The organism is Corynebacterium amycolatum, assembly GCF_016889425.1.
Classification (GTDB): domain Bacteria; phylum Actinomycetota; class Actinomycetes; order Mycobacteriales; family Mycobacteriaceae; genus Corynebacterium; species Corynebacterium amycolatum.
In genome coordinates this window covers 451,944-464,913 of record NZ_CP069513.1, presented here as the reverse complement: position 1 = coordinate 464,913, position 12,970 = coordinate 451,944, and the positions used below count along the sequence as shown (strand labels likewise).

At 56.5% G+C, this 12,970-nt stretch carries 8 protein-coding genes; 7 read left to right on the top strand and 1 reads right to left on the bottom strand.

Features of this window, described 5'->3' with window-relative positions; all coding sequences use genetic code 11:
• Positions 1-155: 155 nt before the first annotated feature.
• Positions 156-1,259, bottom strand: coding sequence for a DMT family transporter (locus I6J19_RS02105; RefSeq protein WP_038629284.1), 1,104 nt, complete (start codon positions 1,257-1,259; stop codon positions 156-158).
• Positions 1,260-1,817: 558 nt separating this feature from the next.
• On the opposite strand from I6J19_RS02105, the gene I6J19_RS02100 reads away from it, so the two are divergent.
• From I6J19_RS02100 to I6J19_RS02070, 7 genes are all read left to right on the top strand, one after another.
• On the top strand, positions 1,818-3,083 hold the full coding sequence (locus I6J19_RS02100; RefSeq protein ID WP_038627371.1) for an aspartate kinase: 1,266 nt from the start codon (positions 1,818-1,820) through the stop codon (positions 3,081-3,083).
• A 9-nt stretch (positions 3,084-3,092) separates the two neighbouring features.
• Positions 3,093-4,133 carry an aspartate-semialdehyde dehydrogenase gene (locus tag I6J19_RS02095; RefSeq protein WP_038627372.1) on the top strand — a complete coding sequence of 347 codons (1,041 nt, stop codon included), beginning with the start codon at positions 3,093-3,095 and terminating at the stop codon, positions 4,131-4,133.
• A 347-nt stretch (positions 4,134-4,480) separates the two neighbouring features.
• Entirely contained in the window at positions 4,481-5,128 is a 648-nt protein-coding gene (locus tag I6J19_RS02090; protein WP_038627374.1) for a hypothetical protein, read from the top strand.
• A 974-nt stretch (positions 5,129-6,102) separates the two neighbouring features.
• On the top strand, positions 6,103-9,165 hold the full coding sequence (locus tag I6J19_RS02085; protein ID WP_187402543.1) for a VaFE repeat-containing surface-anchored protein: 3,063 nt from the start codon (positions 6,103-6,105) through the stop codon (positions 9,163-9,165).
• A 9-nt stretch (positions 9,166-9,174) separates the two neighbouring features.
• Positions 9,175-9,942, top strand: coding sequence for a class F sortase (locus I6J19_RS02080; protein WP_038627376.1), 768 nt, complete (start codon positions 9,175-9,177; stop codon positions 9,940-9,942).
• A 164-nt stretch (positions 9,943-10,106) separates the two neighbouring features.
• The gene (locus I6J19_RS02075; protein WP_038627378.1) at positions 10,107-10,466 is read left to right on the top strand and encodes a hypothetical protein; all 360 of its coding nucleotides are present in this window, start codon (positions 10,107-10,109) and stop codon (positions 10,464-10,466) included.
• A gap of 804 nt (positions 10,467-11,270) precedes the next feature.
• Positions 11,271-12,755, top strand: coding sequence for a SpaH/EbpB family LPXTG-anchored major pilin (locus tag I6J19_RS02070; protein ID WP_420839087.1), 1,485 nt, complete (start codon positions 11,271-11,273; stop codon positions 12,753-12,755).
• Positions 12,756-12,970 lie beyond the last annotated feature (215 nt).

Sequence of the window (12,970 nt, the reverse complement as noted above, 5' to 3'; positions counted from 1 at the left end):
ATCCTACCTTTGGTGACCTTGTGCATAGCGGCCACGGGGTCTTTCTCACCAGGGACAGTTCCCGGGCAGGGGATAGCCAGGCCGACAAATCGCTAACGACTTAATAAGTGCAAATACCAATGTAGGTGATGTGGCCCGGGAGAGTTGAACTCTACTTACCGCGCTGCGGCATCGGTGGAATCTGTGGTGGTGTTTGCGGAGCTTGTGGTGTCGGCGTTTGCGGTGTTTGCATCGGCTTTTGCGGTGCTTGGGGCGCTTGTGGAGGCTGTGGCGGTGGCTTCTGCCGGCCGAGCCGCCAGGGCAATAGTGGCAGAAATCATGGTCGCCAGTGCGATAAACAGCGCCACCCACTGCACACCAACTGCCTGGAAGCGTTCACCAAGAACGATGTATCCCAAGCTGAAGGCAACAATCGGCTCCACGACGGTCATAGCTGGCAGCGAAGCCTGCAACGGTCCCGCGTTAAAAGCCGCCTGCTGCAGGCCGACGCCAATAACTGCCAGTGCCACCAGCAGCCAGAGTTCCCAGGAGAGCAAGAGCTGGACGAGTCCGCCGTTGACATAGGTATCGACCACCGACTTAGACAGCAGCGCGACGAAGCCGTACAGCCAGCCGGTTGCCGTGCCGAGCAGCAGGGCCTTCGGGTTCTGGCGTAGCACTCCGCGCTGTTTCGTGTCTGAGGTGCTACCTGTGCTGTTGTCGGTGCTGGAGCGGTCTGCGATGGCTGGGCTGTCACTCGTGTTGGAGCCGCTACCTGCGTTGGAGCCGCTACCTGTGTCGGTATTGGGCCACTGAACTGCAGCGGCGTACAGTCCGCAGGTGACCACGCCACCGGCGGCAAGAGCCCATCCCCACAGGTAGGTGGGGACATCGGTGGAGCCCGCAGTCGGCTTGCCGAGCAACACCAGCGTCGCCACCGCAAAAGTAAGCGCCACGGACCAAATCATCTCTGACCGCGAAATCCGCCGACCATTGACCTTCGCCGCCAGCGGGAGCGTGAGCATCAGCTTCATGACCAACAACGGCTGCACCAGGAGCAACGTGCCAAATGCCAACGCCGCGACCTGAAATACATACCCGGCAATCGCCAGGCCCGAGCCCAACCACCAGCGCGGCAGTTTCAGGGTCTTCGCCACTCCGCGAAGTGTGCTGGTGCCCTCTTCCAGTGTTCCGGAGAGGTTGTGGCGGATGACGGTTCCCCACGCGATGCTGAGCGCGGACAGCAGTGCCAGTATCGCAGCGAGAAGGTCATTGTTCACGTAGGGAATGCTAGGCATGCAACACTTGTCATGTCCACTTCGCAGGGGTTGGGCGGGGCAGTGTTTGGTGCCCGCAGCGCCGTGGGGAGTCGCTGGCGGATTAGCTGGCCCGGCCAAGATGCTGGCGGATACCGGGAGTTCGGGAGTGACACTGACTGAGCCCGGAGTTCCTGGCACAGTACCGAGAGTTACTGACCTAGTTTATGTCAGTTTTGACAAGTTTCAGGGCCTATTTTTGTCATAAACTCAATCAGTTTCACATTTGCAGCCCGCTGGCAGCCCGCAGCCGCGCCCGATTCACACCCAACCCACAGCCCAAGCACCCCAAACACCCCAGCCGTCACACTCTCAACGCGCAGCCGCGCTCACCCCACGCCCAACCACGACCCCGCGCCCAAACACCCCACAAACCCCCGCGCAACCCGCCCCAAAACTCCCACGCAACCCCCACAAGCTACGTTTTGGTAACCCACTATGTATTTACGAATGCAACTCAAGTAAATTGAGTCAATAATAGTTACGTGCATATAGTTGCCTAGTTTTTGGAGGTTGCCGACCATGGCACTGGTTGTGCAGAAGTACGGTGGTTCATCCCTGGAGAGCGCCGAACGCATTCGTCGTGTTGCAGAACGAATTGTGGAAACCAAAAAGCAGGGCAATGACGTCGTGGTTGTCTGCTCGGCAATGGGCGACACCACCGATGAGCTTCTGGACCTCGCTGAGCAGGTCAATCCGGTCCCGCCGGGACGCGAGATGGATATGCTCCTGACCGCCGGTGAGCGTATTTCCAATGCGCTGGTCGCTATGGCGATTGCAAGCTTCGGTGCCTCGGCTCGGTCTTTCACCGGTTCGCAGGCCGGCGTGATCACTACGGAACGCCACGGTAACGCCCGCATTGTCGAGGTCACTCCGGGGCGTGTCCGTGAGGCTCTCGATGAGGGCCATATTTGTCTGGTGGCCGGTTTCCAGGGCGTGAACCGCGAGACTAAGGACGTCACTACGCTGGGTCGTGGTGGCTCGGATACCACTGCGGTCGCTCTCGCGGCAGCTTTGGAGGCAGACGTCTGCGAGATTTACTCCGATGTGGATGGCGTGTACACAGCGGATCCGCGCATTGTGCCGAATGCACAGCGTTTGGACAACATTTCCTTCGAGGAGATGCTGGAGATGGCCGCGGTCGGCGCGAAGATTTTGCAGCTGCGAAGTGTCGAATACGCCCGCGCGTTTAACGTCCCGTTGCGTGTGCGTTCGTCGTATAGCAATGAACTTGGCACCCTTGTTGATGGATCGATGGAGGATATCCCTATGGAAGAAGCAGTGTTGACCGGTGTGGCGCATGACCGCTCCGAGGCGAAGGTGACCGTGCTGGGCATTCCGGATGATCCGGGCCAGGCGGCGAAGATGTTCCGTGCTGTTGCGGATGCGGAGATCAACATCGATATGGTGCTGCAGAACGTCTCTACCATCGCGGATAACCGCACTGACATTACTTTCACCTGCCCGCGCGAGGACGCTCCGAAGGCGATGGCGTTGCTGAAGAAGCTGCAGGCTGACAATGACTGGAATGACGTGCTTTACGACGATCACGTGGGCAAGGTCTCCTTGGTCGGTGCTGGCATGAAGTCCCACCCGGGTGTGACTGCGACGTTCTGTGAGGCGCTCGCTGATGAGGGTGTGAATATCGACCTGATTTCCACTTCTGAGATTCGTATCTCGGTGCTGGTTAATGACCAGGATGTCGATAAGTCTGTGAAGGCTCTGCACGACGCTTTCAATCTCGGTGGCGACACTGAGGCTGTTGTTTACGCTGGTACGGGACGTTAAGGAGTTCTTATGACCACAATTGCTGTTGTTGGTGCCACTGGCCAGGTTGGCCGTGTGATGCGCACTCTGCTGGCGGAGCGTAACTTCCCGGCAGATAAGGTTCGTTTCTTCGCTTCTGCTCGTAGTGCGGGCAAGGAGTTGGAGTTCCGCGGCGAGAAGATTGTTGTCGAGGATGTCGCGGCTACTTCGGATGAGGATCTGAAGGGCATTGATGTCGCGGTGTTCTCCGCTGGCGGTACGCTGTCGAAGGAGCAGGCTCCGCGTTTTGCGGCTGCTGGCGCTGTTGTTGTTGATAACTCGTCGGCGTGGCGTAAGGATCCGGAGGTCCCGCTGGTGGTCTCCGAGGTCAACCCGGATGCTTTGCAGGACATTCCGAAGGGCATTGTCGCGAATCCGAACTGCACCACGATGGCTGCGATGCCGGTTCTCAAGCCGCTTCACGACGAGGCCGGGTTGCAGCGTCTGCGTGTGTCCTCCTATCAGGCGGTCTCGGGTTCGGGCCTTGCTGGTGTGAATACTTTGGCTGGTCAAGTGCGCGAGAACATCGACAATCTGGAGAAGCTGACCACTGATGGTTCGGCTCTGGTTGCGGAGGACTTTGGTCCGTACGTCGCACCGATTGCTTTCAACGCGTTGCCGATGGCCGGCAACTTTGTTGATGACGGTTCGCTGGAGACCGATGAGGAGCAGAAGCTCCGTAATGAGTCCCGCAAGATTTTGTCTATCCCTGAGCTGGCTGTTGCTGGTACTTGTGTGCGTGTTCCGGTTTTCACTGGCCACACGCTGGTAATCCACGCTGAGTTTGAGAATGCTCTGTCGGTGGAGAAGGCAACTGAGTTGCTGGAGTCTGCGCCTGGTGTGAAGGTCGTCGACGTTCCGAATCCGCTCGCTGCCGCCGGTGTAGATGAGTCTCTGGTGGGTCGTATCCGTGTCGATCAGTCGGTTCCGGAGGGGCGTGGCCTGGTGCTGGTTGTCTCTGGCGATAATCTGCGTAAGGGCGCTGCTCTGAATACCATCCAGATTGCGGAGTTGTTGGTCGCTGACCAGTAGTTAACCGCGGTATTTGAGAGCGCAAAAAGTTAAGCCTCGGCACTTAGGTGCCGGGGCTTTTCTGCTGGAAAAGGCGAGCCTGGTCTGGGGTGACCAAAAGGCTAACAATGTGGTGTGTGACATGCACCGTTTGGGCATAAGTGCAGGTTAAAATTTGCCGGTTTTCTGTTTTTAATTTGTTGGCTGAAGTGTATCGAATTTTTATATTGTGACCATTTTTTAACACCGGTACGGTTTTCGTGTGAGCACGGCAGTGGCCGCAAAGGAGAAGGCGAGAAGCCCTTTACCTTCAGCTCTGGGCATCGCGCCACATATCTATCTACACTTCGTTTTTCTAAAGGATCATCATGGATAACCTGTGCAATATCTGCGAACTGATTTCCTCCTTGCCAGCACCGGCTCCGCTGCCGGCTCCTGAGTTCAACGTGAACTTCCCGGAGGGCCCGCTGGTTCAGGTCGACTCTCTGTTCCCGAATTTCCACTCTCTGACTGAGGGCGGCAACCTGGGTCTGCAGAATGTCGGCGGCGATCAGGACAACGCTCTGCAGAATGTCGGCGGCAACCAGGGTCTCCAGAACGCTGGCGGCGACCAGCTGAACGGTGGCGACCAGATTGGTGGCGACAAGCTGGACAAGGGCGACAAGGTCGGCGGCGACCAGGTTAACGACAAGGGCCAGATTGGTGAGCGTCAGTCCGGTTTCCAGACCGGCGGCCAGGACCAGAGCCTGCAGAACGTCGGTGGCGACCAGGGCCTCCAGAACGGTGGTCAGGAGCAGGGTCTGCAGACTGGTGGTAAGAACCAGAACGGTCTCCAGACTGGTGGTCAGGAGCAGGGCCTCCAGACCGGTGGTAAGAACCAGGGCGGCCTCCAGACTGGTGGCCAGGAGCAGGGTGCCCAGACCGGCGGCAACAACCAGGGTGGTCTGCTGGCCGAGGACGGTGCGGGTGACAACCTGCCAGTTGACCTGGACCTGACTGGCGCAAAGGCTATCTAAAACCGTCTAAGGCCGTCTAACTAAAGCCATCTAAGCTGGCTCGATAACTGCCTTGCGCGGTTAGCGCGACTACTGCGGTTTGCGGTTTGTGGTTATTGCGGTTGTTAATACGCAAGCGTACGAGCGCCTTCTCACTCCTTGTGGAGTGGGGAGGCGCTTTTTGCGTTTATGTTCGGCAACCCCGGGCCAATGCGAGTTACTGACTAGGTTTATGGCAAAAATGGCCCGAAAAATGGCCTGAAAGTGCCATAAACTCCTACAGTTTCACATTTGCAGTCCCCTATTCAGTCGCGTTTTACATAACGTGATCTGTTGGAGTGCCTTGAATCAGACCCACTTTTGTCTGTTAACCGCGGATGGCGAGGTTGGGGACGAGAGGCGATTATTTATGCAGCCGCAATTAGCGCACAATTATGTGGCTTATTAAATGATGTCCGGGGATTCTTTTGCAAATAGTCTTGAGACGTCATTTTTGCTCTTAGAGATTTATTGGCTTGCATTTTCATTAGGTGGGGGTGGAGTGTTGGCTGTGCCGTAACTCACAATTATGAAAATCGTGACATGAGAGACATTCTAACCCGAATTAATGCGTGGGGAATTATTGAAAAATCTTCCTATGCGCAGGTTAATGGTGATTTTATGGGTTGAATGGCTAGGTGTCATGGAGGAAAGTGGAACTTCGGCATGCGTGTAGTATCCAAATGGCTACCCCTGAAAAAATGTGCAAACAACAATTATTGGCATTGAAATAAAAGATAATAAGGGTGCCAATTAAATGACTCAACAAACATAAAATGTATTTGTTATATTCGGGGACGGCCAACGCTATAAATGAGAATTAGAAGGCGATGTCAACTGGGCTACCTGTGATGGGGGCTGGAGACGCTTATGCGTGGTCATTGATTGTTAATTGAAGGCTGGAAAGGTAGCGAAAGGTGTATAACGCACTGAAATCGAAGGAAGGGGGAGGGCTCATGTTCGGTCGTTTTACAAACGAGAAGCGCTGGTTGGCGCTTTTTAGCTTCATGGCTGTGCTCGCTCTTTTCTTCGCTAAATCTCCAATAATTGCGCATGCGCAGGAGGCAGAAGACACTGGCGAAACCCTGACGATTCAGAAGATTTTGAGTGTTCCTGGAACCGTTGCGGGTGTTGAAGCCAATGGAAATGTCCGTAATTTTGGGCCACTCATCGCGGCATTTGACGAGGCCGCAACTCCATATGGTAGCCACAAAATGGGTTACTGCATTGAGGCCAGCGTCGGCGGTGATCTTTATGACACCGGTCGTGTGCAGAACTTCAGTCAGTTTTCGCGCAGTACAGATACCAATAACAAGCTGCGGAACGACTTTGACCGATACCGGAAGCTCAACTGGATTGCGCACCACGGTTCGCCAGCTGTTGGTTTGGATGAACTGGGGAAGGCAGCTGGAGTTAAAGGACGCCTGAATGTGCTGGATGCCAATAACGCAACTCAGTTCGCTCTGTGGCACTTCTCCGATGACATTGACTTCTCCCAGGGCATTCACAACCCATCGACGAAGGCTGTCTACGACTACCTGACTGGTCCGGCTAACGTCGGTCAGGGCACCGTCGACGGTACGAACCGCACTGGCTACATTTTCAACAATGGTGAGAAGCAAGACATCATTGTGATTGACAATGTCACTCCGTCTTCCGGTGAGGTTCCAGCTGAGCCGACGAAGCCATCTGAGCCAGAAAAGCCAACCGAGCCAGAGAAGCCGACTACTCCGACCACGCCTGCTGAGACCACGACTCCGTCCGAGTCGACCAAGCCGTCTGAGCCGGAGAAGCCGACCACGCTAAAGCCGTCGATTTCCACTCAGGCTCGCCTGAACGGCAACAAGATCGTTGCGGGCGCTGTGGTTAAGGACATCGTGAGGTTCACCGACCTGGTGCCGGGTAAGAACTACCGCCTGGACGCCACCCTGGTGGACAAGACCAATGCTGACCGCATTCTGGGCACCGGCAGCGTCGAGTTCACTCCGGAGACCTCTTCGGGTGAGCAGGCTGTCATGATGACCGTCTCCGATGATGTGGATGAGCCGGTTTCCGCTGCTGTTGCATTTGAAAAGCTGACTTCGACAGAGGTCACCGCCGATGGCCAGGACAACACTGATGGTCAGCCGGTAGAAATCGCTTCCCACGAGGACATTAACGACGCAGCTCAGACCGTTCACGGCGAAAAGCCAGAGCAGCCGTCGACCTCCGAAGAGACTCCGACGAGCGAGGAGACAACCGAGGAGACAACGGAGCCGTCGTCCAGCGAGACCGCTACCTCTGAGACCAGCGAATCTGAGGCTCCGACGACGTCGGAAAGCGAAGAGCAGCCGAGCTCTTCGACGACTACTCCTAACGCCTCCGAGTCCACGAAGCCGGCTGCCCCGACGGAGTCGACCGAGCCGACTGACAGCACTGAGTCGCAGACCACGGAGCCGACCGAGCCGACTGAGGCCACCGAACCGTCTAAGCCGAGCGAGCCCGCTGATACACCGCTGGAGCCGGAGCTGCGCACGGTAGCCGAGCTTCAGGGCAACCGCATTGAGGCCAATGCCAAGGTCATCGACACCGTACATTTCGAGGGTCTGGTGCCTGGTAAGAATTACACCCTGTCCGGTGAACTGGTTAACAAGGCTGATGGCTCTGTGATTGGTCATGGCGAGGCGACGTTCAAGCCGACTTCCGCAAGCGGTACGGTGACTGTCACTCTCGAGGTGTCTGACTCTGTTAAGACTCCTGTTGCTGAGGCTGTCGTATTCGAGCACCTGACCTCTGATGAGGTTGACTCGACTGGTAAAGAAAGCGCTGGTCAGGTCAATGAGATCGCTGACCACGCAGATATCAACGACGCAAACCAGACCGTGACTGGCGAGGTTCCGGAGAAGCCGGAAGACACCCCGACTGAGGAAAGCGAAACTCCGTCCGAGGAAACGACCACACCGGAAACCAGCTCGACTGAGCCGACCACGTCCACCGTTCCGGTAACTCCGAGCGAGGATGAGCCTTCCGAGCAGCCAGAGACGACACAGCCGGAAGAGCCGTCTGAGACGACAACTCCGTCTAAGTCTGAGTCCGAGAAGCCGTCCAAGCCGGCTCACCCGGAGAAGCCGAGCAAGCCGACTAAGCCTGCCCAGCCGGAGAAGCCGAGCAAGCCGACTAAGCCTGCCCAGCCGGAGAAGCCGAGCAAGCCGACTAAGCCGACGAAGCCTGCCCAGCCGGAAAAGCCAAGCAAGCCGACTAAGCCTGCTCAGCCAGAGAAGCCGAGCAAGCCGTCCAAGCCTGCCCAGCCAGAGAAGCCGAGCAAGCCGTCCAAGCCTGCCCAGCCAGAGAAGCCGAGCAAGCCGTCCAAGCCAAGCCACCCGAGCACCCCAGCGCAGTCTGAGGACAACCCGGCTATCACGACTACTGCCGGTATTGCTGGCAAGGGTCTGATTGAAAAGGGTGCTGTCGTCATCGACACCGTGCACTTCACTGGCCTGAAGCCGGGCACGAAGTACACCCTGACCGGTGAGTTGATGTGCAAGGAGACGGGCAAGTCCACTGGTGCTAGGAGCCGCCTGCACTTTGTGCCGACGGCATCCGCAGGCACGGTTGATGTTCCGATCATCATCACTGACGCCGATTGCGCTTCTCAGGTTGCATTCGAGACTCTGACCGATGCTAATGGCAAGGAAGTTGCTGTTCACAAGGACATCAACTCTGCGGAGCAGACTGTCACGAATGGCAAGACCCCAGAGAACACGCCTGCTGAGCAGCCCAAGGGTGAGGGCGAGCAGAATACGCCTAACGACGATTCCTCCGCACCCACCAGCGATGCTGCCACCCCGAACACTGTGATTAATCAGCATTCGGAGCAGTACAACACCAACGTCACTGTCATTGGTGGCACTGGCCAGGACAAGCAGAAGAACCATGGAAAGCCGTTGGCTCCGAACTCGGAACGACGTGCAATTAGTTCGGTTCCGTCTGGCCCGACCGGTTTGGCTACTCACGCTCTGCCGACGGTAGCTACGAACTAAGGAGATTCCATGACTGATCAGTTTGGCTCGGACGAGGCCGGACAGGAACCTGGAAACGCACCAGGTTACGAACCGGGCATCGAACCGGAAACCGATACCGGCGCACTCGACCACGTTGATGCGTTTGACCAGGACGAAGACCAGGCCGACGGCCATGTCGAAGACCTGCAGGACGTGCCGTGGTGGAAGCAGCCAAGGATGTATATCGCCGCTATCGCATTAATCGGCGTTATCGCTCTGCTGGTTATTGGCCAACTGAACCGCAATGATTCGGCGCTCGAAGGTGCGCAGGAGAATCTGCCCACTCCAGCACAGGGTTCTCGGGGAGCTGTGCACGAGATGGAGATGCTCATTGATGGTAAGTCGGCTCCGATTGATTTCGTTCAGCTGACTGATCAGGGATCTCTGATTCCGCCGACGGATGTTTCACGCCTTGGCTGGTACTCAGCTTCCGCGATTCCCGGTGAGGAAGGTGCTGCTGGTTCGTCCGTCATTACCGGCCACGTCAATGAGGTGGACCAGGGTGATGGCTACGCTGCACGTTTCGCTGACCTGAGGGCTGGAGACACTGTCACGGTGAAGGTGGATGGCGAAAGCCGCGACTTCACCGTCAGCCACGATCCGATTCAGGTGGTCAAGGGCGCTCGGATGCCCGAGGCCGTCAACGATGCAGTTGGTGAGAACCGCTTGGTTCTCATTACCTGCGGAGGCGAGTTCGTCGGCGGCACGTTGGGATACGCAGACAACATCATCGTCGAGGCCACCCCGGTGCGCTAATCTAGTGCGCTAGGGCGCGGCTCTCAATTCATTGACCAATTCCATTGGCTGTGGTTGTTTGGCGCCGTCGAACAACGGCGGTGCCGCTAACCACAGAAAACACAGATAACCACAGAACAAATCTGCAGAAATCCTGCAGAAACACTGAAGATAAGGAAGTGCTTATGAACATGTTGAAGAAAATCGGTGTCTGGGGTGTGGGCGCGCTTGTGCTTGCCGCTCCGGTTGCTACTGCCGCACAGGCGGTAGCTGCACCTGCAACCTCCGCTGACACTGCAGTTGTCGCTCCGGGCAAGGGCGGATTCCTCCACTCGGGCAAGCTGGCCGTCAACCGCTACGTCTTCGAGCTTGAGCATCGCGATGGCAAGGACTACGTCAACATCACCTTCACGGGTGATCACAGCGCTGACGTGCAGATCATGCCGGATGGTATGACTCCCGAGGGCAAGAAGAAGGTCGATCAGATCGGTGATGTCCTCAAGCTCAACGGCTACAACGATGTTCATTACTGGGCGGTTCTCTAAACGTCTTAAGTGACGCGGTAGGGCGCCCCGTGTCGCTCACTTCCTTTGTGCTTTTACAGGTCCTAGCACAGGGCGGTGCGTCGCGGGGCGGTTTGCTGCAAACGGCTTTTGCTTTCGCTTGACGACGTTGTCGTGGCAACAAATTCGAGAAGGTTGATAAGTCCCCATTTTCCTGGGATGTACTGGGGAGATGACGGTTTCCCATAGAGGTAATCGACATGGGTCATTTGGCTGCCCCCGGTTGTGGGGGTGGGTGGATTCTGTGGGGATTCGAGAATGTTTTGGGCTGATTGGAAAAAGTCGTTGTGACCTCTATAAAAGCGATACCAATCTTCGATAATTCTTACTTTTGTATAAGTTTTCCGTGCGTTCCGGCTTGGCGGCGTGTTTGCGTCGAGTGTTGGCTAAGCGCTGAACAGGTTAAGTTATTTATAAGCGGTTCACTGAGCGTTGTTAACCGAACGAGCAATGGGCCTGAGCTGGAATGTTTATAAATATAAACATAAAAGTTCATGATGCTTAAGCTTAGAAGGTTAGGCGGACTGGTCTTTCCTTTAAGGGAACTCTCAGTTTTGTGCGGTCGGGGAATATCGATGTCGCCGTCTGAAGTGAATCGCGAGACGTATTGAAGCGTGTCGCTTCATTTTGGACTTCTGTAAAGGACCTGTTTTCGTGAATAAGTTCTCTCGTACCGCTCGTTCGGTAACCTTCGCTGCCATCGTGGGTCTGTCGATGGGCGTCTCCGCCCCGGCTGCAATCGCTCAGGACACTGCCGTCAACTAGGCTGCCGGCGACTCCCCACTGGTGAATAAGGGCGCCAAGGGCTCGCTCACCATCCACAAGTTCGGTAACCCGACCAGCGAAGGCCAGCCGTCTGGTACCGAAGCTGACGTCGAGGATGTTCAGAAAAACGGTGGCCAGAAGCTTGAAGGTGTCGGCTTCACCGTTTACAAGATCAACAAGACTGCGGATGGCACTACCGACATCGATGTCACCACTAACGAGGGCCTGCTGGCTGCTTCGAAGCTGAAGGCATCTGACTTCTCTCAGGGCGCAGCTCTTAAGGGTGACCTGCCTACGGGTGTCCTGTCGGAGGTTGGATCCGGTGTGACCGGCCCAGACGGCAAGTGGAACGTTGGCACGGATTTGCCTCTCGGTGCTTACCTGGTTGTTGAGACTTCCCCGAAGGAAGGCTACGACCCGGCTGTTCCGTTCATCGCTTTCGTTCCGATGACCAGCAATGGCAAGGTTGGCGAAGAGACTCAGGGCACCACCTGGAACTACGACGTTCACGCATTCCCGAAGAACTACAAGGACGAAGAGCCGGACAAGACCGTCAAGGACAAGGACCAGAACGCTGGTGATGAAAACCTGGTCTACACCGTCACAGGTACTGCTCGCCAGCTGAAGCCGAACACGGAGCGCACCCAGTTCCAGATCACTGACCAGATTGACCCGAAGCTGGAAATCACCGACGTGAAGGTGACAGTCGCTGGCCAGGAGATCCAGCCGACGCAGGATGTTGATGGGAAGTTCTTCGAGGGCAACAAGGTCGACGTCGACCTGAAACCAGAAATTGCAAAGACTCTCAATGCTGGTGACAAGGTCGTCGTTACCATCACCACCAAGCTGAAGCCGCAGTTCGAGAACGCTACCGACATCGCACCGAACACCGGTTTGGTCTTCCAGAACAACCCAGACGGTACCGAGAACGACACTCCGAAGGAGACTCCGGAGGTCAAGACCTACTGGGGCGGCCTGCAGTTCAAGAAGGTCGATGGCGACCGCAAGGGTCTGGAAGGCGCTGAGTTCCAGATTGTCCGTCAGGAGGCTGGCAAGCAGTGCTCCGAGATTGACACCAAGAAGAAGGACTCCTGGACTCCGGTAAACGGTCAGCAGGGTGGCGAGGTTAAGACCACCTTCGTCTCCGACCAGGACGGTACCGTCAAGATCACCGGTCTCCACGTCAATGACTTCGAAGACAACGCCGTGGTTGACAACGACAAGCAGTCTCACTACTGCCTGATTGAGACCAAGGCTCCGAAGGGCAAGGAGCTGCTGCCGGAGGCACTCGAGTTCAAGCTGGTTGCTACCGAGACTTCCCCGGAGCGCGTCTACAAGCTGGCTTCCGTCCAGGTCGGCGCTAACGAGGGTGAGGTTGTTAACTCCGACGACACCACCCCGAACCTGCCGATGACCGGTGGCGCCGGTGTTGGCATCCTGGCTGCTATCGGTGCAGCTATCGTCGCAGCTGGTGCATGGTTCGCCCGCCGCGGTTCCAAGAACTAAACCCGAGTAAAGGCTCGGTCACTGGAGCGCTGTAGCTCCAGTGTTGCGGGAATAGCGTGCGTTCAACAGCGCACGCCATTCCTGTAGTTTGCGCATCACTGAAATTACTGTTGCGGCCTTTCGATGTGCTCTTTTTCAACAGCAGGCAACCCCATGCCGGTGAGAAAGAGAAAGGCCACATCCCTTTTTGATTGACTTCTTGGGAGTTCCTCCGT

Excerpts from the sequence above, each read along its gene's own strand:
- I6J19_RS02100 (WP_038627371.1), top strand. The coding sequence starts at position 1,818 with ATGGCACTGGTTGTGCAGAAGTACGGTGGTTCATCCCTGGAGAGCGCC.
- I6J19_RS02095 (WP_038627372.1), top strand. The coding sequence starts at position 3,093 with ATGACCACAATTGCTGTTGTTGGTGCCACTGGCCAGGTTGGCCGTGTG.
- I6J19_RS02090 (WP_038627374.1), top strand. The coding sequence starts at position 4,481 with ATGGATAACCTGTGCAATATCTGCGAACTGATTTCCTCCTTGCCAGCA.
- I6J19_RS02085 (WP_187402543.1), top strand. The coding sequence starts at position 6,103 with ATGTTCGGTCGTTTTACAAACGAGAAGCGCTGGTTGGCGCTTTTTAGC.
- I6J19_RS02080 (WP_038627376.1), top strand. The coding sequence starts at position 9,175 with ATGACTGATCAGTTTGGCTCGGACGAGGCCGGACAGGAACCTGGAAAC.
- I6J19_RS02075 (WP_038627378.1), top strand. The coding sequence starts at position 10,107 with ATGAACATGTTGAAGAAAATCGGTGTCTGGGGTGTGGGCGCGCTTGTG.